The organism is Rhizobium sp. CF080 (assembly GCF_000282095.2).
Lineage (GTDB): Bacteria > Pseudomonadota > Alphaproteobacteria > Rhizobiales > Rhizobiaceae > Neorhizobium.
In genome coordinates this window covers 987,074-1,011,602 of record NZ_AKKC02000002.1, presented here as the reverse complement: position 1 = coordinate 1,011,602, position 24,529 = coordinate 987,074, and the positions used below count along the sequence as shown (strand labels likewise).

General features: G+C 61.6%; 15 protein-coding genes, 2 tRNA genes, 1 rRNA gene and 1 riboswitch. Of the genes, 12 read left to right on the top strand and 6 right to left on the bottom strand.

All coding sequences use genetic code 11. The annotated features are described in order from the left end of the window. Positions 1 to 440: 440 nt before the first annotated feature. The 3 genes from PMI07_RS06020 to PMI07_RS06010 form a co-directional block, all read right to left on the bottom strand. Positions 441 to 516: transfer RNA gene (locus tag PMI07_RS06020), tRNA-Ala, on the bottom strand. A gap of 126 nt (positions 517 to 642) precedes the next feature. Then, a tRNA-Ile gene (locus PMI07_RS06015) sits at positions 643 to 719 on the bottom strand. 223 nt (positions 720 to 942) lie between these two features. Further along, positions 943 to 2,423 (bottom strand): 16S ribosomal RNA (locus PMI07_RS06010). Between the two features lie 621 nt (positions 2,424 to 3,044). On the opposite strand from PMI07_RS06010, the gene PMI07_RS06005 reads away from it, so the two are divergent. From PMI07_RS06005 to PMI07_RS05985, 5 genes are all read left to right on the top strand, one after another. After that, complete coding sequence (locus tag PMI07_RS06005; protein WP_007769382.1) at positions 3,045 to 3,995, top strand: phosphoribosylaminoimidazolesuccinocarboxamide synthase; 951 nt, start codon at positions 3,045 to 3,047, stop codon at positions 3,993 to 3,995. A gap of 44 nt (positions 3,996 to 4,039) precedes the next feature. Beyond that, positions 4,040 to 4,642 carry a TetR family transcriptional regulator gene (locus tag PMI07_RS06000; protein WP_024163604.1) on the top strand — a complete coding sequence of 201 codons (603 nt, stop codon included), beginning with the start codon at positions 4,040 to 4,042 and terminating at the stop codon, positions 4,640 to 4,642. A 164-nt stretch (positions 4,643 to 4,806) separates the two neighbouring features. Continuing rightward, a complete protein-coding gene (locus PMI07_RS05995; protein WP_024163603.1) occupies positions 4,807 to 6,003 on the top strand; it encodes an efflux RND transporter periplasmic adaptor subunit in 1,197 nt (398 codons plus the stop codon). 49 nt (positions 6,004 to 6,052) lie between these two features. Next, entirely contained in the window at positions 6,053 to 9,151 is a 3,099-nt protein-coding gene (locus tag PMI07_RS05990) for an efflux RND transporter permease subunit (RefSeq protein WP_007766243.1), read from the top strand. A 132-nt stretch (positions 9,152 to 9,283) separates the two neighbouring features. Continuing rightward, positions 9,284 to 10,708, top strand: a complete 1,425-nt coding sequence (locus PMI07_RS05985) for an efflux transporter outer membrane subunit (protein ID WP_007766244.1) — start codon at positions 9,284 to 9,286, stop codon at positions 10,706 to 10,708. An 88-nt stretch (positions 10,709 to 10,796) separates the two neighbouring features. On the opposite strand, the gene efp is transcribed toward PMI07_RS05985, so the two are convergent. Next, a complete protein-coding gene (gene efp / locus PMI07_RS05980; protein WP_007766245.1) occupies positions 10,797 to 11,366 on the bottom strand; it encodes an elongation factor P in 570 nt (189 codons plus the stop codon). Positions 11,367 to 11,531: 165 nt separating this feature from the next. On the opposite strand from efp, the gene epmA reads away from it, so the two are divergent. After that, entirely contained in the window at positions 11,532 to 12,602 is a 1,071-nt protein-coding gene (epmA, locus tag PMI07_RS05975) for an EF-P lysine aminoacylase EpmA (RefSeq protein WP_024163602.1), read from the top strand. Continuing rightward, complete coding sequence (locus tag PMI07_RS05970) at positions 12,599 to 13,645, top strand: lysine-2,3-aminomutase-like protein (RefSeq protein ID WP_007764024.1); 1,047 nt, start codon at positions 12,599 to 12,601, stop codon at positions 13,643 to 13,645. Before epmA ends, PMI07_RS05970 begins: the two co-directional genes overlap by 4 nt. Before the next feature lie 838 nt (positions 13,646 to 14,483). Here the strand turns inward: PMI07_RS05970 and thiC are convergent. After that, positions 14,484 to 16,295, bottom strand: coding sequence for a phosphomethylpyrimidine synthase ThiC (gene thiC / locus PMI07_RS05965; RefSeq protein ID WP_007772111.1), 1,812 nt, complete (start codon positions 16,293 to 16,295; stop codon positions 14,484 to 14,486). A gap of 98 nt (positions 16,296 to 16,393) precedes the next feature. Then, positions 16,394 to 16,511: riboswitch (TPP riboswitch) on the bottom strand. A 178-nt stretch (positions 16,512 to 16,689) separates the two neighbouring features. Here thiC and PMI07_RS05960 point away from each other — a divergent pair. From PMI07_RS05960 to PMI07_RS05940, 5 genes are read left to right on the top strand one after another with little or no spacing between them, the layout of a single operon-like run. Next, positions 16,690 to 16,941: an acyl carrier protein gene (locus PMI07_RS05960; RefSeq protein WP_007772110.1), complete on the top strand. Its 252-nt coding sequence runs from the start codon at positions 16,690 to 16,692 to the stop codon at positions 16,939 to 16,941. A gap of 1 nt (position 16,942) precedes the next feature. Next, complete coding sequence (locus tag PMI07_RS05955; protein WP_007772108.1) at positions 16,943 to 18,124, top strand: acyl-CoA dehydrogenase family protein; 1,182 nt, start codon at positions 16,943 to 16,945, stop codon at positions 18,122 to 18,124. Positions 18,125 to 18,174: 50 nt separating this feature from the next. Then, on the top strand, positions 18,175 to 19,086 hold the full coding sequence (locus PMI07_RS05950) for an amino acid--[acyl-carrier-protein] ligase (RefSeq protein WP_007772106.1): 912 nt from the start codon (positions 18,175 to 18,177) through the stop codon (positions 19,084 to 19,086). A 4-nt stretch (positions 19,087 to 19,090) separates the two neighbouring features. Then, entirely contained in the window at positions 19,091 to 20,074 is a 984-nt protein-coding gene (locus PMI07_RS05945) for a DUF1839 family protein (protein WP_037085295.1), read from the top strand. Beyond that, positions 20,071 to 22,668, top strand: coding sequence for a glycoside hydrolase family 2 protein (locus tag PMI07_RS05940; protein WP_007772102.1), 2,598 nt, complete (start codon positions 20,071 to 20,073; stop codon positions 22,666 to 22,668). The genes PMI07_RS05945 and PMI07_RS05940 overlap by 4 nt, the downstream gene beginning before the upstream one ends. Here PMI07_RS05940 and PMI07_RS05935 read toward each other — a convergent pair. Continuing rightward, positions 22,636 to 24,474 carry an alpha/beta fold hydrolase gene (locus PMI07_RS05935; protein ID WP_245277090.1) on the bottom strand — a complete coding sequence of 613 codons (1,839 nt, stop codon included), beginning with the start codon at positions 24,472 to 24,474 and terminating at the stop codon, positions 22,636 to 22,638. The two genes, PMI07_RS05940 and PMI07_RS05935, sit on opposite strands and share 33 nt — an antisense overlap. Between the last annotated feature and the right edge of the window lie 55 nt (positions 24,475 to 24,529).

The window sequence follows — 24,529 nt, the reverse complement described above, 5'->3', positions numbered from 1 at the left end:
CCCGCTTGCAAACCTGTCTTTAAGACCAGCTTCTCGAGATATGATCCAGGACCGCGCGGTCAGGCAACGGCCATCAGTAATCCGTCAGAAGCACCCCATAAGGAATACCAACAACGAACGACCAGAGTGACAAGCTTCCTACCTACTCCGATCCCTCTTTCGTATCCGGCCGGCTAGGCCATCAACGACATCATTGGAACCGGCTTCGGACATGGGCCTAAACCCATACCTGGAAGCCTCCAGATCAATCTTCTCTTCACGATTTTTGCAGAACAGGCACAGACACTAGAATAGCATCGTGCAAACTTGTTTTTCTTCAGAAGACAAAGGCGGCAAACCAACAACGGGTTCACCCATACAGGCCAGAGGCCGTCGCCGATCGTTCGGCGGCCCGTCCGGAGCGCAGCGGCCAAAGGCCGCGACAGCGTCAGGACAATATATGGTGGAGCTGAGCGGGATCGAACCGCTGACCCCCTGCTTGCAAAGCAGGTGCTCTCCCAGCTGAGCTACAGCCCCAATCACTTGGGAACAGCCTCAGCCGACAAGCGTCAGCACAAAGCCCGTTCATCAACACCATAATCCGCGCGCCATTCAACTGTGTTCGCAACCCGTGCGGCACCAGGCCATCCGCTCTTCAGCAAATGGTGGGCCCGGGTAGACTCGAACTACCGACCCCACGCTTATCAAGCGTGTGCTCTAACCAACTGAGCTACGGGCCCATTCAGTCAAACCGGTCGTGCGGTTTTTTGTCTTCTTGAAGAAAGAGAAACGTAGTCGGCGGGTTCGCCATACCATCCGATTACTTAAAGTAATTCCGTGGCGTATTGCGTTTCGATGGTCACCTGACTGGTGCCATCTATTGTTCTAAAAAGCACGGGAAGGTTCATCCTGAGTTGATCCGAAGATCAGGTCAGGCGTCTTACCGTTCCACAGCTTCCTTAGAAAGGAGGTGATCCAGCCGCAGGTTCCCCTACGGCTACCTTGTTACGACTTCACCCCAGTCGCTGACCCTACCGTGGTTAGCTGCCTCCTTGCGGTTAGCGCACTACCTTCGGGTAAAACCAACTCCCATGGTGTGACGGGCGGTGTGTACAAGGCCCGGGAACGTATTCACCGCGGCGTGCTGATCCGCGATTACTAGCGATTCCAACTTCATGCACTCGAGTTGCAGAGTGCAATCCGAACTGAGATGGCTTTTGGAGATTAGCTCGGGATCGCTCCTTCGCTGCCCACTGTCACCACCATTGTAGCACGTGTGTAGCCCAGCCCGTAAGGGCCATGAGGACTTGACGTCATCCCCACCTTCCTCTCGGCTTATCACCGGCAGTCCCCTTAGAGTGCCCAACTGAATGCTGGCAACTAAGGGCGAGGGTTGCGCTCGTTGCGGGACTTAACCCAACATCTCACGACACGAGCTGACGACAGCCATGCAGCACCTGTGTCCCGGTCCCCGAAGGGAACACTACATCTCTGTAGCTGGCCGGGCATGTCAAGGGCTGGTAAGGTTCTGCGCGTTGCTTCGAATTAAACCACATGCTCCACCGCTTGTGCGGGCCCCCGTCAATTCCTTTGAGTTTTAATCTTGCGACCGTACTCCCCAGGCGGAATGTTTAATGCGTTAGCTGCGCCACCGACAAGTAAACTTGCCGACGGCTAACATTCATCGTTTACGGCGTGGACTACCAGGGTATCTAATCCTGTTTGCTCCCCACGCTTTCGCACCTCAGCGTCAGTAATGGACCAGTAAGCCGCCTTCGCCACTGGTGTTCCTGCGAATATCTACGAATTTCACCTCTACACTCGCAATTCCACTTACCTCTTCCATACTCAAGATACCCAGTATCAAAGGCAGTTCCAGAGTTGAGCTCTGGGATTTCACCCCTGACTTAAATATCCGCCTACGTGCGCTTTACGCCCAGTAATTCCGAACAACGCTAGCCCCCTTCGTATTACCGCGGCTGCTGGCACGAAGTTAGCCGGGGCTTCTTCTCCGGATACCGTCATTATCTTCTCCGGTGAAAGAGCTTTACAATCCTAAGACCTTCATCACTCACGCGGCATGGCTGGATCAGGCTTGCGCCCATTGTCCAATATTCCCCACTGCTGCCTCCCGTAGGAGTTTGGGCCGTGTCTCAGTCCCAATGTGGCTGATCATCCTCTCAGACCAGCTATGGATCGTCGCCTTGGTAGGCCTTTACCCCACCAACTAGCTAATCCAACGCGGGCTCATCCATCCCCGATAAATCTTTCCCCCGAAGGGCGTATACGGTATTAGCTCCAGTTTCCCGGAGTTGTTCCGTAGGGATGGGTAGATTCCCACGCGTTACTCACCCGTCTGCCGCTCCCCTTGCGGGGCGCTCGACTTGCATGTGTTAAGCCTGCCGCCAGCGTTCGTTCTGAGCCAGGATCAAACTCTCAAGTTGAGAATCCAATCCGACTAATCACTCTTGTTCTGAATCGACGAGAACTCACTTTGATAAGGTCCGCATCACTGCGCACCAAACCAGGTGTTCTCTTGTTCAAAACGTGACCGTCATTTGTCTTCTAATGAGCAAAGCCCGAAAGCCCCACCCGCGAAAACCGCCGACCACGTTTCTCTTTCTTCTCATCTTCAATTGTCAAATAACCGACGCCCAAAGCCTCATAAAAAGCCGGACGTCAAATCCCTCAGAGACCAAACCGAAACTCGGTCCCAAACCAGCATGCGCCAATTCATCAAGGATTTCTGAGAACGAAAGTCGTCGTCGCCAGCAGCGCCGCCGCCCTCGTTCAGTGAGCGGGTTATAGATCCCACCACTCCGACAAGTCAACAGGGATGAATCAGAAAAATCGAGAAATCGTACAAGGCATTGTTTACACTAACGAATCGTCGATTTTCGAGAATCCCCGACCGTTAATATTCGTTAACCGCTCTCTATATAGAGCTCCCGACCGACCCACGGAACGATTCAGGCCCGCCAACTGCAATTCCTTCCATTCTTGTGCGGCCGCTGCAAAACATGCGATAGCGAAATACCTCTGAAACTCTCTGGAAAGTGGTCCCCGTGCGCGTTCTCTCCGATGCCTTCATTCCCGAATTGCCGAACCCCTATCGCGGCAAGGTGCGCGAGAACTACGACCTGCCCGACGGCAGCCGCATCATCATCGCCACCGATCGCCTCAGTGCCTTCGACCGCATCCTGACCGCCATTCCCGACAAGGGCCATGTGCTGACCCAGACCGCGCGCTACTGGTTCGAGGCGACGAAAGACATATGCCCCAACCATGTGATCGCCTATCCGGATCCGAATGTGGTGATCGGCAAGCGCCTTGACATCCTCCCCGTCGAGATCGTCGTGCGCGGTTACCTTGCCGGCACGACAGGCACCTCGCTGCTCACCCTCTATAAGAAGGGAGGGCGGACCATGTACGGGCTCGATCTCCCGGACGGCCTCAGGGACAACGAAATCCTCCCCGCGCCGGTCATCACCCCGACCAGCAAGGCCTTCGACGGCGGCCACGACGAGCCCCTGACGCCGGGAGAGATCGTCGAGCAGGGACTTCTGACCGCCGAACAATGGGCCACCCTCTCCCGTTATGCGCTGGCGCTCTTTGCGCGCGGCCAGGACCTGGCGGCGCAACGCGGCCTGATCCTCGTCGACACCAAATACGAATTCGGCACGGATGCCGAGGGCAACATCATTCTCGCCGACGAGATCCATACGCCCGACAGCAGCCGCTACTGGATCGCCGACAGCTATGGCGAAGCCTTCCGCAGCGGCACGCGGCCAAAAAGCTTCGACAAGGATTTCATCCGCGCCTGGGTCGTCGAGCGCTGCGACCCTTATAAGGATGAGATCCCGGCAATCCCCGCCGAGCTCGTCGAGGAGACCGCCAAGGTCTACCGCACGGCTTATGAGACGATCACCGGCGAGACGTTCGTACCCGATGCCAGCGGCGCGACCGTGCTCGACCGTATCCGCAGCAATTTGGCGCCCTATTTCAGCGCGCGGTGAACAATTGACCGGAGAAACAAATCCGGCATAGTGACGAGGACAGAGTGCGCAGACCGAGACGCAAGGCGGAAGAAACGCGGGAAGATATCCTCAACACGGCGGAAACCCTCTTCCGTGAACGGGGTATCGCCAAATGCTCGATAGCCGACGTCGCCCATGCGCTGCATATGTCGCCCGCCAACATCTTCAAGCATTTCCATTCGAAGGCATCGCTGGCGGATGCCATCTGCGACCGGCATATCAGCCGGATGATCGGCCGGTTCGGCACGCTCGACGAGCCGGCACCGGCGCCTGAGCGGCTGGCGATCGTCGTTCGCAAGCTGATGGAGGCGCATCTCCAGGACCTCCGCGACAATCCCTTCCTGTTCGAAATGATCTTCCTGATGTCGGAAGCGGATCTCCCGAGCGGCCAGCACTACAAGCGGCTGATCGAGAGCCTGTTCAACGATCTCATCCGGCAGGGCGTCGAGAGTGGCGCCTATAAATGCACCGATCCGCGGGCGACGAGCCAGCACGTGGCGGCCGCCTTTGCCAGCGTGCTCCATCCGGTTCTCCTGGCCAAGACCGATGAGGCTGAATTGCATGGCCGTTGCGAAGGTCTTTCCAGACTTGTGAATGCTGCACTGCAAAATCCGCTTGCAAAGTGACGATTTTACACTTACGTCACTTTGCCAACCGTGGAACATGGTTGAATCGCTCCTGTCGATCGCCCCTGTTCCGACTGCTTGAGACGGGTTACTCTCCCCAACCTCCGCCCCGGCACATCTCGTCTGCCGTGGCGATTACCCAGACGCTTGCCTTGGATGACGCCATGACCGGACGCAAACTGATACTTTCCCTGCTTCTTACCGTGGCGCTCGCGGCCTGCAGCGATTCAAGCCAGAAGCCGGCCGGCAACGGCGCGGCAGGCGGCGCCCCGCAGCGTCCGCCGCAGCCGGTCAGCGTGGTGATCATGAAGAAGTCCGAGCAGCCGATCACGGCCGTCCTGCCGGGCCGCGCAGCACCCTTCCAGATCGCCGACATCCGCCCGCGCGTTACCGGCGAGATCAAGCAGATCGCCTTCAAGCAGGGCAACGAGGTCAAGGCCGGAGATCTTCTCTACAAGATCGAGGACAGCACCTATGCGGCGGAAGTCGCTCAGGCGAAGGCGACCGTCTCGAAGGCGGAAGCCAGCATTCCGAGCGCCCAGGCGAACCTCTCCCGCTACGAGCGGCTGGTCAACAGCGGCGCAACGCAGATCGAATATGAAAATGCGCGGGTAACCCTGCTGCAGGCGCAGGCAGATGTCGCGCAGGCCAATGCCGCCCTCAATGCCGCCCAGATCAATCTGGATCTCACCGAGATCCGCGCGCCTTTCGACGGCGTCACTTCGATCTCCAATGTCAGTATCGGCAACATCGTTACCGCCAACCAGACGACGGCTCTGACGACGCTCCGCCGCCTCGATCCGGTCTATATCGACCTCATCGATTCGAGCACGAATCTGCTGGAACTGCGCTCGGCCATGGCCTCCGGCCGCTTGAGCGGCGATCCGCGCAAGGCGGATATCCGCCTGGCTCTGGAAGACGGGACGGACTATCCCCTGACCGGCAAGCTCGACATGGCCGACATGGCCGTCAGCGAGACGACCGGCACCTATCAGATCCGCGCGCTCTTCGATAACCCCAAGGACATGATCCTGCCGGGCACCTATGTGCGCGCCACTGTCACCCTCGGGAACGAAAGCGGCTACCTGATCCCGCAGCGCGCCGCAACGCGCAATGCCCGCGGCGAGCTTTCCGCCAAGTTCGTCACGGCGGACGGCAAGGTAGAGACCCGCATCTTCCCGACCAGCAGCGTCTCCGGCAACAGCTGGCTTGTCACGCAGGGTGTTGCCGACGGCGATCGCCTGGTCGTCGACGGCTTCCAGTGGATCGCCGATGGCGCGACCGTCCAGCCGGTCGAAGCGACCGTCAACGACAAGGGCTTCGTTGTCGAAGCGCCGAAGCCAGCCGCTGCAAAGCCGTGAAGGCCGGAGCGGAAACGATCATGACGAAACGCGGCAAGGAATAATCTCAATGGCCAAGTTCTTTATCCGGCGACCGGTCTTCGCCTGGGTCATCGCGATCGTCATCATGCTGGGCGGCGCGCTCGCCATCGCGACGCTCTCGATTTCGCAATATCCCGACATCGCGCCGACCACGGTCAGGATCACCGCAAGCTACAACGGCGCAAGCGCCGAGACCGTCGAGAAATCGGTGACGACGATCATCGAGGACGGCATGACCGGCCTCGACGACCTCACCTATATGACGTCCTCCTCCTCGACCGGCCGCGCCACCGTCACGCTGACCTTCGGCAGCAGCGTCCTTCCCGACATTGCCCAGGTACAGGTGCAGAACAAGCTGCAGCTGGTGCAATCGCAGCTGCCCGACGTCGTGCAGCAGGCGGGCATCGAGGTCGCCCGTTCGACCTCGAGCATCCTGATGGTCGGCGCCCTGGTTTCGACCGACAAGAAGCGAAGCTCCGTCGATCTCGGCGACCTGTTTTCCACGCAGATCGAGGATCAGGTCAAGCGCCTGGAAGGCGTCGGCAGCATCGACATCTTCGGGTCCGGTTACGCTATGCGTGTCTGGCTCGATCCCTACAAGCTGCAGAAATACCAGCTGACTCCGGCAGACGTGACGTCCGCGATCCAGTCCCAGAACACGCAGGTTTCCGTCGGCGCCCTGGGCGGCCTTCCGGCCAAGGAGGAGCAGCAGCTGACGGTGACCATGACCGCGCAAAGCCAGCTGACGACGGTCGACGACTTCGAGCGGATCATCCTCAAGGTCGAACAGGACGGCGCGACGGTGCGCCTGAGCGATGTCGCCCGCGTCGAGATCGGTGAAGAGAGTTATGGCGGCAGTTCCCGCCAGAACGGTCTGCCGTCCACGGGTTTTGCCGTGAACCTCGCGACCGGCGCCAACGCTCTCGATACCGCCGCGCGGGTCAGAGAGGCGCTGACCGCCATTGGACCCAATCTTCCGGAAGGCGTGGAGATCACCTATCCCTACGACACGACGCCCTTCGTCCAGCTTTCGATCGAGAAGGTCGTCCACACGCTTATTGAAGCGATCATTCTGGTTTTCGTGGTCCTGCTCATCTTCCTCCAAAATCTGCGCGCAACCCTGATCCCGATGATTGCGGTACCCGTCGTCCTGCTCGGCACGTTCGGGGTGCTGGCGATAACCGGATATTCCATCAACACTCTGACGATGTTCGCCATGGTTCTGGCCATCGGCCTTCTCGTCGACGATGCCATCGTCGTTGTCGAAAACGTCGAACGTATCATGGACGAGGAAGGGCTGAGCCCGCTCGAAGCAACCGAAAAGTCGATGGGCGAGATCACCGGCGCCATCATCGGCATCGCGCTCGTCCTGACGGCCGTGTTCATCCCCATGGCCTTCTTCGGCGGATCGACCGGCATCATCTACCGGCAGTTCTCGATCACCATCGTGTCGGCCATGCTGCTTTCGGCGCTGGTCGCCATCGTGCTGACGCCGGCGCTTTGCGCCACCATGCTGAAGCCGATCGATCACCACAAGAAGCGTCGCGGCATCGGCGCCTTGTTCAACCGCGGTTTCGATCGCTCGACCCGGGGTTATGTCAGCACCATCGGATATCTTCTGAAACGTCCGTTTCGAGTGATGCTCGTGTTCCTGCTGGTGATCGGCGGCTGCGCCTGGTTTTTCACCAGGCTGCCGAATTCCTTCCTTCCGCAGGAAGACCAGGGCGTTCTGCTGACCATTATCCAGACGCCGGTCGGCGCTACCACGCCGCGCACCGACGAGGCGGTCAAGAAAGTCGAGGCCTATTTCCTCGAAAAAGAAAAGGACAATGTGGACGCGGTGTTCGGCGTCCTCGGCTTCAGCTTCAGCGGAAGCGGCCAGAACAATGCGATCGTCTTCACCAAGCTCAAGGACTTCGCCGAGCGAACCAGGCCGGAACAGTCTGCCGCAGCCGTCGTCCAGCGGGCGAGCGGGTATTTCTTCACCATCCGCGATGCGCAGGTCTTCGCTCTTCTGCCGCCGGCCATCCAGGGGCTGGGCACATCGAGCGGCTTCTCCATGTATCTGGTCGACAGCGGCAACAACGGCAATGCGGCGCTGACCACGGCATCGCAGCAGCTCATCCAGGCCGGTACGGGCAATCCGAACATCAGCTCGCTGCGCAGCAGCACCCAGCGGTCCGAAACCCAGCTCAAGATCCTGCTCGACCAGGAAAAGCTCGGCGCGATGGGCGTCGACCTCACCTCGGTCAACTCCATGCTGGCAACCATCTTCGCCGGGCGCGACGTCAACGACTTCACCCTCAACAACGAGCTGAAGCCGGTCTATGTCCAAGGCGATGCGCCCTACCGCATGCAGCCGGATGACCTGAAGCACTGGTTCGCCCGCAACAATAGCGGCGAGATGGTTCCCTTCTCCGCCTTCAGCACCGCCCAGTGGATCAACGGCACTCCGCAACTTGCCCGCTTCAACGGCACCAGCGCCATTCCGTTCGACGGAGCGGCCGGTCCGGGCGTCAGTACCGGCCAGGCGATGGACGAGATGCAGAGGCTGACGGCTGCGCTGCCCGGCGGCTACTCCGTGGCCTGGCAGGGCATTTCCTACCAGGAACGACTGTCCGGCTCCCAGGCGCCGATGCTTTATGGGCTATCGGTCCTGATCGTCTTCCTCTGCCTTGCGGCGCTCTATGAGAGCTGGTCGATCCCCTTCTCGGTCATATTGGCCGTGCCGATCGGCGTGCTCGGCGCGCTGGCCGCGGCGCATTTCTTCGGCCAGGCGAACGACGTCTACTTCAAGGTCGGGCTTCTGACGACCATCGGCCTGGCGGCGAAGAACGCCATTCTGATCGTCGAATTCGCCAAGGACCGCCAGGTGGGCGGGAAGAGCCTGATCGAGGCGACCCTTGAGGCCGCCCGGTTGCGCCTGAGGCCGATCGTCATGACATCGCTCGCTTTTATTCTTGGCGTCGTGCCCCTGGCGATCGCAACCGGCGCCGGCTCGGCAGCGCAGAACGCCATCGGCATCGGGGTGCTGGGTGGTATGCTTTCTGCAACACTTCTCGGAATTTTCTTCGTTCCGTCCTTCTTTGTTGTCGTTAGACGGTTATCAAAGCGTGAAAAAGAGTAGGATGGCGATTACGTTCGTTAACGTATTCGACTTTTAATGCCGTCAGAAACCGCGCGAATCGCTGCTGACGGGACCATCGGAAGAGGCATGAGTGCTGACCTTCCAAGCGTTGTAGGGCACTGGGACAGAAAAATGTTATCCATTCGTGTTGTTGCTCCTCTCACTATGCTGCTGCTTTCGGGCTGCGTCGTCGGTCCAGATCATAAGGCGCCGGAAATTGCTCTTCCGGGGAAGTTTGCCGAAGCCGGCAAGACCAGCAATGGTGACGTATCACAGGTCACCTGGTGGACCGCGTTTAACGACAGCCGGCTGAACGGCTATGTCAATCAGGGAATTGGTCAGAACCTCGATATCCTGCAGGCGATGGAACGAATCAACTCGGCGCAGGCCGGCGTCACCGTCGCCGGCGCGGGCGCTCTCCCGTCGCTGGATATCTCGGCCGCCAATACGACCACCGGCACTCGGACCGACCCCGGCTCGTTCTCGCGGACGACAGTGACGACCGGCAGTGCCGATGCTTCGTGGTTCCTCGACCTTTTCGGCCTCTACAGGCGCTCCAAGGAAAGTGCGCTCGCAAGCCTCGACGCTGCCTATGCCAGCGAAGACGTTGCACGTCTGTCGTTCCTGTCTCAGGTCGTGGCGGCCTATATCGACGTACGCTACTATCAGGAGCGTATCGCGATCGCTCGCCGGAACCTCGATTCGCGGCGCGAAACGTTGAACCTCACCAAGCTCCAGCTGGATGCCGGCGCGGCTTCGCGTCTCGATGTCGTTCAGTCGGAAGGCTTGGTGAACTCGACCATTGCAGAAATTCCGGGCCTGGAAACGAGTTTCCGGGGTGCGGCGCACCGTGTCGCCACGCTTCTCGCCATGCCTGCATCGACACTCGTTCCCGAACTGCAGAGGAGCGCCCGCCAGCCGGTCGCCCGCTTCAACACCAAGGCCGGCATTCCGGCGGACCTGATCCGCAACCGGCCGGACATCCGCGCCGCCGAACGCCAGCTCGCTTCGGCAGTCGCCGAAATCGGTGTCGCCGAGGCCCAGCTCTATCCGGCCATCACGCTCGGCGGCTCCATTTCTCCGAGATACACCGCCCTTTCCGGCCTCGATTCCCGGGCACTGACCTGGTCCTTCGGGCCACAGCTGAGCCTGCCGATCTTCGACGGCGGCCGCCTGCGCGGCAATGTCAAGATCGCCGAATCCAGCGCCCGCGAACAGTATCTTGCCTGGAAGCAGACGGTGCTGAACGCAGTCGAGGAAGTGGAGAATGCGCTGGCTGCGGTTTCGCGCGACAGCCGCACGGTGTCCTCGCTGCAGGCAACCGTGAAGTCCTACGAAGAAGCCTTGCAGCTCGGCACCGCCAGCTATCGTGACGGCGCTTCCTCGCTGCTCGACGTTCTCGACGCCCAGCGTCAGGTCTCGACCGCTCAGTCGAACCTCGCTGCCGCCGTCCGTCAGATGGCGCAGGACTACGTCTCGCTCAACGTCGCGGTCGGCGGCGGTTACGCCTTCGGCAAGACCGATACCAAGGTGGCGTCGGTGGTCATCAAAAAGTAGGTTCCGTCCCAACATAACCGACAACAAAAAACCTCCGGAGCCAGCGCTTCGGAGGTTTTTTTATCACGCCCGGAAAGGCCGGGGACGATCAGTTCTTGGCACGCTCCACGTAGGAATTGTCTTCGGTGGCGATCACCACGCGGGTGCCGGCATCGATATGCGGCGGAACCGCGGTGCGGATGCCGTTCGACAGCATGGCCGGCTTGTAGGACGAGGAAGCCGTCTGGCCCTTCACGACCGGTTCGGTCTCGACGATCTCGAGCGTCACGTGGCGCGGCAGCTGCAGAGCCAGGGCAATGCCTTCGTGCATGGAGAGAATGCAGGTCATGCCTTCCTGGAGATAGGCCTTCTGGTCGCCCATCGTATCCACGTCCACCACGACCTGGTCGTAGCTTTCCGGGTTCATGAAGTGGAAGCCTTCGCCGTCTTCATAAAGGAACTGGAAGTTGACGTCTTCGACGAAGGCGCGCTCGACCTGCTCGGTCGTCCGCCAGCGTTCGGACACCTTCACGCCATCGACGATGCGGCGCATATTGACCTGCGTGACGGGCGTGCCCTTGCCGGGGTGGAAGTTCTCGGCGGTGAGAACGACATAAAGCTTGCCGTCCACATCGATGACGTTGCCCTTGCGGACGGAAGAGGCGATGACCTTGACCATGGGATTCCTTGTATAGCGAACCGGCTTGTAACTGCCGAAAATGCGTCGTAGAGGACCGGGCGATAACCGGCCCGAAGGACGGATCGTCTGTTTTCCGGCCGGAACTACTCTAAAACCGCGCAAAGTGGAAGCCTTGCCGGGGAGAACCGGCGAAGAAAGCCGCAAATGAGCTTGTCCCGACCTGCCATACCCCGCTCGTCCTGGTGGACGCCGGCAAACCATGCGGACCGCCGGCCCTTCCTGAAGGGCCGCAATGCGGTCCAGTCGGCGCTGCGCGGTTTTTTCTCCGAGCGCGATTTTATCGAGGTGGATACGGCTACCCTCCAGGTCTCTCCAGGCAACGAGACGCATCTGCATGCCTTCGCGACCGAAGCGATCGCCATCGACGGCAGCAGGGCGCCGCTCTACCTGCACACCTCCCCGGAATTTGCGGCCAAGAAACTGCTGGCCGCCGGCGAGAAGCGCATTTTCACGTTCGCGCATGTCTACCGCAACCGCGAGCGCGGACCGCTGCACCATCCGGAATTCACCATGCTCGAATGGTACCGCGTTGGTGAAGCCTACGAGCAGCTGATGGCCGATTGCGCCGAGATGCTGGCACTGGCCGCCGACACCGCCAAGACGGGGCACTTTGCCTTCCGCGACATGGAGGTCGATCCTTTCGCCGAACCGGAGCGTCTGACGCTTGCCGAAGCCTTCGACCGGTTCGCCGGCATCGACCTGCTCGCCTCCGTCGCGACGAATGGCGAAACCGACCGGGACCTGCTGGCGGCCGGCCTGCAGAAGGCCGCCATCCGCTTCGCCGAAGACGACACCTGGGCCGACCTTTTCAGCAAGGTGCTGGTCGAGAAGATCGAGCCGCATCTCGGGCAGGGGCGCGCGACGATCCTGCACGAATACCCAATTTGCGAAGCAGCGCTTGCCCGGCCTTCCGCCCGTGATCCGCGGGTCGCCGAGCGTTTCGAGCTTTATGCCTGCGGCGTCGAGCTTGCCAATGCCTTCGGGGAACTGACGGACGCCGGCGAACAACGCCGCCGTTTTGAGCACGAAATGGCGGAAAAAGCTCGCATCTATGGCGAGCGTTATCCGCTCGACGAAGACTTTCTCAATGCGCTTTCGATCATGCCGGATGCCAGCGGGGCTGCACTCGGCTTCGATCGATTGGCCATGCTGGCAACCGGCGCCACCCGCATCGATCAGGTCATGTGGGCGGCGGTCGCGGAGGTGTTTTCGTGACCGCAGTCCGTTCATTAAAAACCCCGGAAGAGCTCGCGGCCGCCGGCCTGATCGAACCGCAGAAACTCGGCGGCATCCGCGCCGTTGCGGACCGCTATGCAATTGCGCTGACGCCGACCGTCGTGTCGCTGATCGACAGGGTCGATCCGAACGACCCGATTGCCCGGCAATTCGTGCCCGATCCGAACGAGTTGCTGACGACGCCGGAAGAGCGTGCCGACCCGATCGGTGACCAGGCGCACAGCCCGGTCAAGGGCATCGTCCATCGCTATCCGGATCGGGTACTGCTGAAGGCCGTGCATATCTGCCCGGTCTATTGTCGCTTCTGCTTCCGACGCGAAATGGTCGGCCCGCAAGGCGACGGCACGCTTTCGTCCGAGGAGCTGACCGCCGCGCTCGACTATATCCGCGAACGCACCGAAATCTGGGAAGTGATCCTGACCGGCGGCGATCCGCTGGTTCTCTCCCCCCGCCGGCTGGCCGCGATCATGCGCGGCCTTGCCGAGATCCCGCATGTAAAGATCGTCCGCTTTCACACCCGCGTGCCGGTGGTCGAGCCGGATCGCGTCGACGAGGCGATGATCGCGGCACTGAAGGAAAGCGGCAAGGTCACCTATGTGGCGCTGCATGCCAACCATCCGCGCGAGATGACCGATGCCGCCCGCGCCGCCTGCGCCAGGCTGATCGACGCCGGTTTCCCGATGGTGAGCCAGACGGTGCTGCTCGCCGGCGTCAACGACGATCCGGCCGTGCTCGGCGAACTGATGAAGGCCTTCGTCGAAACTCGCGTGAAGCCTTATTACCTGCATCATCCCGATCTTGCGCCCGGCACCAGCCACTTCCGCCTCGACATTGCCGAAGGCCAGAAGATCGCTTCGGCGCTCCGCGGCACGATTTCCGGCCTCTGCCAGCCGACCTATGTCCTGGATATCCCGGGCGGCCACGGTAAGGCGGTGATCGGCGAAAGCGCGGTGCGGAGCGAAGGCGGCTGTTATTCCGTCAGCGATTTCCGCGGCGAGGAACATATCTATCCTCCGAAGTGACGCGCGCCTGCCTTCACGCGACAGCTTTGTCCGTGTTTTGGAGAGCCCACACGAATGCCGAACCTCAATAGATTTTAATAGGTGGCTCCGCATTCGCGTGGCCTTCGGCGTCTTGTCGGGGTGTCCCTCCCCTACAGGTAATCACCTCGCCTCGCTGCGTGGCTTCGTTCGCGGTCTCCTTTCGGGAAACCTTGCCACTTGCACGGCTCAACCGAACCCGGCCCGGCGGCCAGGGGGAGGCTTGATAGGAATGTTCGTCTTTCAACGAGCACTCCATGGCTTTCACCTCTTCCACCATCCCCGCACGTTACGGTTTGGGTGAAAGCGCCGGCTCCCGCCTGCCCGCGAACGTCTCGCGAAACACTCCGGCGACGGAAGCGGGAAGATTGTAGTCGGAAAGCTGGAGGGCGGGGACGATGACGCGGTTAAGTCATTGGAGATGCTGGGCAGGGGCGACGAATTGTCCACGGGCAAAAGGAGGCGTGCCTCGTCATACCCGCCGCTGCCCTGCCGGACGTTCGGCACTGTGATCGATTCACTGGATCGATCGCTCCGGCTTCGCCGGATCGTGCCCCACCCCCTCAAGAGTAGGGCAATCGCATATGAAGGCATGGGGCGGTGCGTGGAGCCCCTCCCCCTTGTGGGGAGGGGTTGGGGAGGGGTCTTTCTCCGCATCAAAACCCCGCCCGCCTGCCGGCCACCCTCCCCACAAGGGGGAGGGTTAAGAATGCCGCGCCGCCGCACGTTCCATATGCAATCGCGCTCCTCAAGGAGGGAGACGCCCCGGCAGGGCAGAGGGGGGTGACCTGGCCTCGGCGTCGAAGGGCATGGGATCAGCTCACGCCTTCCCCACCGGCATATAGAGATCGCCACCGTCGCGGTATTTCGCGGCCATCGCTTCCAGTCCCTCCTTCTGCGCCTCGGCGCGGATGTCATGCGAGATCCGCATCGAGCAGAATTTCGGGCCGCACATGGAGCAGAAATGCGCGACCTTATGCGCCTCCTTCGGCAGCGTTTCGTCATGGAAGGAACGGGCGGTTTCCGGGTCGAGCGAAAGGTTGAACTGGTCCTCCCAGCGGAACTCGAAACGGGCGCGCGACAGCGCATCGTCGCGCACCTGCGCCGCCGGGTGTCCCTTGGCGAGATCGGCGGCATGCGCCGCAATCTTGTAGGTGATGACGCCCACCTTGACGTCGTTGCGGTCCGGCAGGCCGAGATGTTCCTTGGGCGTCACATAGCAGAGCATGGCGGTGCCGAACCAGCCGATCATCGCAGCCCCGATGCCGGAGGTGATGTGGTCGTAACCCGGTGCGATATCGGTGGTCAGCGGTCCGAGCGTATAAAAGGGCGCCTCGCCGCAGACCGCGAGCTGCTTGTCCATGTTTTCCTTGATCTTGTGCATCGGCACATGGCCGGGACCTTCGATCATCACCTGACAATCCTTCGCCCAGGCGATTTTCGTCAACTCGCCGAGCGTTTCCAGTTCCGCGAACTGCGCCGCATCGTTGGCATCGGCGATCGATCCCGGACGCAGGCCGTCGCCGAGCGAGAAGGAAACGTCGTAGGCTTGGCAGATGTCGCAGATCTCCTCGAAATGCTCGTAGAGAAAGCTCTCCCTGTGGTGATGCAGACACCACTTGGCCATGATCGAGCCGCCGCGGGAAACGATGCCGGTGACACGATTGACGGTGAGCGGGATATAGGAAAGCCGCACGCCCGCATGGATGGTGAAATAGTCGACGCCCTGCTCGGCCTGCTCGATGAGCGTATCGCGATAGACCTCCCAGGTAAGGTCCTCGGCAATGCCGTTCACCTTTTCGAGTGCCTGGTAGAGCGGCACGGTACCGATCGGCACCGGCGAATTGCGGATGACCCATTCGCGGATATTGTGGATGTTGCGGCCGGTCGACAGGTCCATGACCGTGTCGGCGCCCCAGCGGATCGCCCAGACCATCTTCTCGACCTCCTCGGCCATCGAGGAGGTAACTGCCGAGTTGCCAATATTGGCGTTGATCTTCACCAGGAAATTCCGGCCGATGATCATCGGTTCGGATTCGGGATGGTTGATATTGGCGGGAATGATGGCTCGGCCTTCCGCGACTTCCCGGCGGACGAATTCCGGCGTCACGAAATCCGGGATATGGGCGCCAAAACTCTCGCCGTCGCGGATGAGAGCTTGCCTTTCGGCCTGCCGGCCGAGGTTTTCGCGGATGGCGATGAATTCCATCTCCGGCGTGACGATGCCGGCCCGTGCATAGGCGAGCTGGGTAACGGCCCTGCCCGGCTTCGCCCTGAAAGGTTGGTTGCGGAGCGGGAATTCCGGCGTCAGCCGGTCGCCGGAGACGAAGCCGTTATCCTCCGGCCTGACGATGCGGCCCTCATAGGATTCCACGTCGCCGCGTGCGAGAATCCAGCTTTCGCGCAGGCGCGGCAGGCCGGCATCGATTCTGATCGTGGCACCCTCTGCCGTATAGGGGCCGGAGGAATCATAGACGGTGACAGGCGGTTCGCCGGAGGTCGGATGCAATGCGATCTGGCGCATCGGCACGCGGATATCCGGATGGATGGTGCCCGCCTTCAGGACTTTCGTCGAGGCGGGAAGCGGACCTGTGGTGACGATCGGAGTGAGTTTGGATGTGACAATATTCATGGTTCGAGGCTCCAAGGTTTGACGTTTGGAGACCCAGTTCCAGTGTTGGAATGATGAAAAAACGCCTTGGAAACCGAAGGACGGAATCCGCCCTCGCAGCCGCAGCGCTTGCACCGTCCCTACGCCAGTATGAACTGGATCAGGTTCAACGGGTCACTGCGCTGCATTGAGCTAGCAGTATCTCAGCCCCTTGGCGGGACCCCCCTGGTGAATGTCGGCATCAGACCCCCCATGGCCACTCCTGTCAAGCGATCTTGGGCATGCCCATTGGTCGTATTTTAAGGAATCCCGCATCCTCAACTTCACCATATTCCTTACCGGAATCTTATGCTTTCCCGTGTTATAAAAATCCCCGGCGATGAACGCTGAATTCGAACCATCGGGAGATGTCGAGATGAACGAGACCATTCGCGGTTTGCTGACGCGAGTAGGCGGCCTTCCGGTCGCGGTGACGGAGCTGGAAGACGGCGCCGATCTTTATGCAGCCGGGCTTTCCTCCTTCGCATCGGTGCAGCTGATGCTGGGCCTGGAAGAGGCTTTCGACATCGAATTCCCGGATAGCCTCCTGAACCGCAAGTCCTTCGCCAGCATCGCTGCGATCGAGCAGACGGTTTCTCACATCCTGCAGGCCCGCGAGGCCGCTTGAGATGAGCCTCCCCGCCTTTGCCGCCGACATGGCCTTGAGCGCCCGCGCTCAGCGCGTGGCAACCGTGGCGGCTGAATTCGCCGACCGCATCGACCGTGACGGCCGCTTCCCGCGCGAGGCGGTCGATGCCATGAAGGCCGAGCGTCTTCTCGGCATCCAGATCCCCACCGCATTTGGCGGCGAGGGTGCTTCCATCACCGAGATCGCCGAGGTCTGCTCCATCCTGGGACAGGCCTGCGCCTCGAGCGCCATGGTTTTCGCCATGCACCAGATCAAGGTTTCGAGCCTCGTGGCGCACGGAGCCGACAGCGCCTGGCACATGGATTTCATGCGCGAGCTCGCCGGGCGCCAGCTTCTCGTCGCCTCCGCGACCACCGAGGGCGGTATCGGCGGCAACATGCGCAACTCGATCTGCGCGATCGAGGTCGATGGCGACACCTGCCGCCTGACGAAGGATGCCACCGTGATTTCCTACGGCGCCCATGCCGATGCGATCATGGTCACCTCCCGCTCGAGTGAGAAGGCCGCCCCGACCGACCAGGTCATGACGGTGTTCAGGCAAGGCCAGTACACCCTTCAGAAGACGGTCGACTGGGATACGCTCGGCATGCGCGGAACCTGCTCCGACGGTTTCCTCTTCAAGGGCGAGGCGCCGTCGGCCCAGATCTTCCCGAAGCCCTTCGCCGAGATCGCCGCACAGTCGATGCTCGCCACGTCGCATCTTCTCTGGAGCGGGGTCTGGTACGGCATCGCTGCCGATGCGGTGCTGCGCGCCCAGGCTTTTGTGCGGGCTGCGGCCCGCAAGGCCGGCGGCACCCAGCCGCCCGGCGCGCTGAGACTTGCCGAAGCCTCGAACCTGCTGCAGCTCCTCAAGGGCAACATCCTTTCGGGCCTCAAGCTCTATGCGGATGCCAGGCTCGATCACGACCGGCTGTCGTCCATGGCCTTTTCGATCGCCATGAACAACGTCAAGCTCGCCTCTTCCGAGACGATCCTGACCATCATCAACCAGGCGATGATCATCTGCGGCATCATGGGCTACAAGAACGGTACGCCCTACAGCCTCGGCCGGCATCTGCGCGACGCGCATTCCGCCCAGCTGATGATTTCCAACGACCGCATCCTCGGCAATACGTCGACCATGCTGCTCGTCCAGAAACCGGACACCAGCCTGCTCGGCTGACGCCCCCCATCATTTCAGATGTAATTTGTTAAAGAGAATGAGGTGAAGCCATGGATATTCAAGTCCCCTTTCTCGACCGCCTGTTCGATGCAGGCCTGCTGATCGAGACCGGCGTCGACGGACTGTATGGCCGCAGCGGCCAGTTCGAAGACGTCATCGCTGCCTTCGAACGCCTGATCGACAAGGTCGGCGGTGCCGACGGTGCGGAAGCCATGCGCTTCCCGCCGGGCATGAACCGCGCCTTTTTCGAGACCAGCGGCTACATGAAGAGCTTTCCGCAGCTTGCCGGAACCATCCATTCGTTCTGCGGCAACGAACTTGACCACATGAACCTCTTGAAATGCATGGAGGTCGGCGAGGAGGACTGGACCAAGGGCCAGGAAGCGACCGACATCGTCCTGACGCCGGCCGCCTGCTATCCGCTCTATCCGACCGTAGCGCGCCGCGGCAATCTGCCCGCCGGCGGCGGTCTCTTCGACTTGCAAAGCTACTGCTTCCGCCACGAACCTTCCAAGGATCCGGCCCGTCAGCAGCTGTTCCGCATGCGCGAATATGTCTGCATGGGCACCGAGAGCCACGTCACCGATTTCCGCCAGCTCTGGATGGATCGCGGCGTCGAGATGATGAAGTCGGTCGGCCTGGATGTGACGATCGACATCGCCAACGACCCGTTCTTCGGCCGCGCCGGCAAGATGCTGGTCAACAACCAGCGCGACCAGAACCTGAAGTTCGAGCTGTTGATCCCGATCACCTCGGCCACCAAGCCGACCGCCTGCATGAGCTTCAATTACCATCAGGACTCGTTCGGCCTGAAGTGGGGCCTCAACCTGGAAGACGGCAGCGTCGCCCATACCGCCTGCGTCGGCTTCGGCCTGGAGCGCATCGCGCTGGCACTCTTCCACACCCATGGTCTGGACGTTAAGGAGTGGCCGGAAGATGTCCGTGCCACGCTCTGGGGCTGATCCCATGACGGCGGTTTTTCCCGCTCTCGATCCGGCGAACTACACGACACATGCGCTGCATTCGGCCGAGCGCATGTGGCCGGAGACCAATTGTTACGTCGATCTGTGGATCGAGGTGCTTTCGGCACAGCGCCTGCCGCCGGAAGCCATGCTCGGTTTCACCCTGACCCAGGATTTCGAGGGCGACCAGTTCACCTTCTTCAAGGTACCGCTGGAGGATCTCGAAACCCTGTTCGGCATCCGCGTCACCGAACTGGCGATCTTCGACCGGCCGGAATGGCATGTCGCGGAGCAGATCCGCCGTGGCCGGCTTACGCTGCTCGAACTCGACAGTTTTTACCTGCCCGACACCCGCGGCGTCGCCTACCGCCAGGAACACGGCAAGACGACGGTCGCGATCAACCGCCTCGACCTCGAAAAGCGCGAGCTCGATTACTTCCACAATGGCGGCTTCTTCACGCTGTCGGCCGAGGATTTCGACGGCCTGTTTCAGTTGAACGCGGCCCCGGAGGCACTGCCCTTCCTGCCCTATACGGAATTCGCCAAGTTTCCGGCCACCTATCCGGACGCCAACGAAATTCGCGAGACCGCGTGGAAGCTCCTCAGGCATCATTTTGCCCGGCGGCCGGAAAACAACCCGATCCGCGCCTTCGCAAAAGTGTTCCCGGCGCAGGTGGAGCGTATCGCCGATCGGGATTTCGGCTTTTTCCACAAATATGCCTTCAATACGCTCCGGCAGGTCGGTGCCAATTTCGAGCTTCTGGCGAGCCATCTCGCCTGGCTGAACCACAAGACATTCGCGCAGGCGGTGGAACAGGCGCTGAGGATTTCGGAAGTTGCGAAATCCACCCAGTTCCTGCTTGCCCGCGCCGTCACCCGCAAGAAATTCGAACCGCTCGCAACCGCACTCGATCCGGCCGCCGATGCCTGGGACCTGCTGATGCGCGACCTGGCACTGACGCTCAGCCAAGCCCGCGAGGCCGCGTGAGTCTTCTGTCCGTCATTGGATCCAAGACCAGCTTTCTCGCCGAAGGCTGGTCTTTCACGTTGACCGAACCCCGCGCCTGCGTGCTGCCAAGCGACCTCTCCTCCGGACCGGGAAGCAGCATCCCGGCCATCGTCCCGGGCACGGTCGCCGCGGCCCTAGAAGCCGCGGGCCGCTTCGACCGCAACAATCCCGAGCCGCTGATCGACAAGGATGTCTGGTACCGCCGCTCGCTTGCCGGTGAGACGCCGGGACCAGCGGTCCTGAGGTTTGCCGGGCTTGCGACCGTGGCCGAGGTGTTTTTCGGCGAGACGCTGATTCTATCCTCGACAAGCATGTTCGAAAGCCATGATGTCGCGGTGGAACTGACCGGCACCGAAACACTGTCGATCTGCTTCCGCGCGCTGAAACCGCATCTGGAAAGGACAGGCCCTCGTGCCCGCTGGCGGCCGCGGCTGATGAACAACCAGGGCTTGAGATTTGTCCGCACCACGGCGCTCGGCTTCATGCCAGGCTGGAGCCCGGAGATCCATGCCGTGGGGCCATGGCGGCCAGTTCTTCTGATTGGCGGCGCCGGCCCCTTCTCCCCCCTTGCGGGGGAGATGTCAGCGGAGCTGACAGAGGGGGGTGGCGCCGCGGACTCAAGGGCGGAGGAGTATGCTGAACCACCCCCCTCTGCCTTACCAGGCATCTCCCCCGCAAGGGGGGAGATCGGATGGGGCGCCGCCTCCCCTTACATTGCTGCGGAGAGAAGGGATTTCAGCTTCTCAGCCGCACTCGGCGAAAATGGTGAAGGTCTCCTGAAGGTGAGCTTTGCCGATGACGAGCTTAGTCACAACCTCCACCTCATCTGCGCCGGTCACGAAGCTGCCTTCACCTACGACGAAGGAAAATACTCCGCCGAGCTGCACCTTCCCGGCATAAAACCCTGGTGGCCGCATACCCATGGCGAGCCGGCGCTCTACGACGTCGCACTCATGGTCGATGGCGACGAATTCCCGCTCGTTCGCACCGGCTTCCGCAGCCTGACCGTCGATCGCGGCCCGGATGGCAATGATTTCGCCGTCATCGTCAATGGTGAGAAGATATTCTGCCGCGGCGCCGTCTGGACCTCCGCCGACATCGTCAGGCTGCCGGGCGACCGCGCCAGCTACGAACCCTGGCTGCGGCTCGCAAAAGACGCGGGCATGAACATGATCCGCATTCCCGGCATCTCGACCTATGAGAGCCCGGAATTTTTCGCGCTGTGCGACGAGCTGGGCCTGATGGTCTGGCAGGATCTGATGTTTGCCAATTTCGATTATCCGATCGCCGACCCTGATTTCGTGATTCACGTGAAAACGGAGGTCGAGCAGTTCCTGACGGCAACTCAAGCCTCGCCGTCGCTTGCCGTTCTTTGCGGCGGCAGCGAGATCTATCAGCAGGGCGCCATGCTCGGCCTGCCGGAACGCATCTGGCAAGGCCCGCTCTGCAAGGAGATCCTTCCTGCCTTGGCGGCCGAGTGCCGGCCGGACCTGCCCTATGTCGCGAATTCCCCTTCCGGCGGCGCGCTGCCTTTTTATCCGAATGCCGGCGTGGCGCATTATTACGGAGTCGGCGCCTACAAGCGGCCGCTCGAGGATGCACGACGGGCGAATATCCGTTTCGCGGCCGAGTGCCTGGCTTTCTCCAATCTCTCGGAGTCCGAAACGCTGGCTGGCGGCAAGGCCGGGATCCCGCGCGATCCCGGGGCCGATTGGGATTTCGAGGATGTGCGCGACCACTATCTCGGCACGCTTTACGGCATCGATCCGCAGACGCTCCGGGCGCAGCAGCCGGAACGGTATCTTGCCCTCTCCCGCGCCGTGACCGGCGAGGTGATGGAAGCGGCTTTTGCCGAATGGCGACGTCCGGGCTCCACCTGCAACGGCGCGCTCGCTTTCACCTTCCAGGATGTCATGCCCGGTCCCGGCTGGGGCTTGATTGGCGTCGACGGCACGCCGAAACCCGCCTGGTTCGCGCTGAAGCGCGCCTTCCGGACGGTCCAGGCCGTATTTGCCGATGAGGGCACCAACGGACTGGATGTCCATCTCCTCAATGAAACGCCGGCCGACCTGCAGGTGGTTCTGGAATTGGCCTGCCTGCGGGATGGAAGGATATCGGTCGTATCGGGTCGCCGCGACCTGACGCTTGCAGCCAGAAGCAGCGAGAGCATCGCCTCGACCCACCTGTTCGGCGCCTTCTTCGACACGAACTATGCCTATCGTTTCGGTCCGCCCTCTCATGACGTGACCGTGGCACGGCTGAAACATGCGGAAACCGGGGAAATCCTGGCGGAGGCTTTCCATTTCCCGCTCGGGCGCGCGCACGCTTTGCATGATGCCGAGATCACGGTTTCGGTCACCGAGGGTGAGGGAGAGTTGTGGCTGGAGCTTTCGAGCGATGTCCTTGCCCAGTCGGTCAGCATCGAATGCGCCGGTTACCGCGCCTCGGACAATGGATTCCATCTGGCGCCGGGTGCAATCAGGCGCATCCGTCTTGCCGCAATCTCCAAAGCCCCCGGCAGACCCGGCGGCACGATCCGGTCACTCTGCAGCGACGGAGCCGCCCGTTTTTGAATAGACGTCTTCTTCCAGAGGAAAACGGAAAGCCATTTCCCTCAGTGCCTCCAGATAGACCTTGCGGGCATGATCCGGCGTCAGGTTGTGATCGGCATCCGGAATGATTTCCGGCGATACATTTGGAAAACGGGCCAGGCCCGACCCGTCATGGCCGAAATAGAAATCGTATTGCTCGAGACCGAGATCGTTCTCGCTGTAGATCAGCGAGACCGGAACGCCGCGCTGGTAGAGGGTGCGGAAAGCACCGTAGATCGCCCGCCCCTCCGGCAGGAAACCGCGGAAGGCATGCAGGATCTTGCCCTTGGTCTGGTTGCCGACACTTCTGGCGATATTGCGGACCGCCGCGACGGTATTGACCTCGCCCCTCAGGATGCGTCTGAAGGTTTCGGCCCGCAGGGCCCGCTTGCGGTAGTCCCGCAGGCTGCGCGCGCCATTGACGATCATGTCCTCGACGGAGCGACCGGGGCGCCAGCGGAAAACCGCCGGATTGACGGAGACGGTGCCGGCGATGCGCGGTTCGACAAGCGATACCTGGAGGCCGAGATAGGCGCCGCTGCAGCGGCCGGCGGCAACGACCGGTGTCAGCCGGCAGGCTTCGAGAAAATCGATCGCTTCCGAGACGTCGGAATTCTGGTCCGAATGATAGAGAACCTGGTCCGGCCGGCCGGGCACTGGCGGGCTGTCGCCGACATTGGCCGTATCGAAACGCAGTGACGGAATGCCGGAACGCGCCAGCGCGCGCGCCAGGGCCACCGTCGCCCGGCCCCAGCCGGCATGCCGGTCATAGGCCGACGTCAGGAAAAGCACCGTCGCGCCCGCGCGGCCGCGCGACGGCTCGCAGAGAACCCCCGAAAGCCGGCTGTTGAGACCGAAGCGGACCGGCGTTTCGGCAAAGCCGTCGCCGGCGAGTGGCGTGGCAGGCCCCGGCGCGCGTATTGGTGCGGAAGCCGGTTCGGACGGCAGTGCCGCGATCCAGTTCGTCAGATTGTCGGCGACCGACAGTGGCATCTTGACGATCACCGGATTGGAGACGAGCTTGTCGTAACCTTCGAAAGCCTCTTCGCTCACATCTGCGCCAAGCGCCCGGAGCCGGGCGGCAAACTCCTTGTCGGATGGCCGATCGGCCCGACCAATGACCAGCGCGCGCGGCGCAGGCGACCGGTCGATCGTCAACAGGTTGACGTTGCGAACCTCGTCGGCGATCTCACCGGGCATGGTGAGCGACGCGATAGAGACGCCGGCCTTGTCGTGCTGCTCGTCGGTAAGGCCCAGATTTTCGTCCACCACCTTGGACCAGACCGCAAGCTCGCGGATATGCAGGCGGCCGGAAACGACCGGTGCCATATAAACGATGGCGTCGAGCGCTTCGATCGCGTCGGCGGCCTTGGTGGCGATGACCGCCCCCAGCCCCTGCGAGACGACGACGATGCGCGCACAGCCGGAAAATGTCTTGAGATACGTGGCAGCGGAGGCAAGACTGTCGGACCAGACGGAAAGGCCGGCCTCGAAATCGATATCGTCCAGCGCATCGCCGGTGCCGGGATAATCGAACCGCAGGCTGGCAATGCCGCGATCGGCAAGCTTTTCCGAGATGATGCGCCAGAACTTGCGCGTGCACATTTCCTCCAGCCCCCAGGGACTGGTGAACAGAACCGCAATGTCGGACGGCTGGGCTCCGGTCGACGGTGGCGTGAAAAGCCCCACCGTGCCGTCGAAGGTCAACGGTTCGGAAGCCGAGCGAGGCAGCAGCGGCGATACCTCCCCGGCGGACGGGGATTTATTTCGGGCGTCCATCATGGTCATGCCGGCAGTTTTTCGATCACTGCACCAGCAATACGCCCGGTCTTGCTCACAAAGA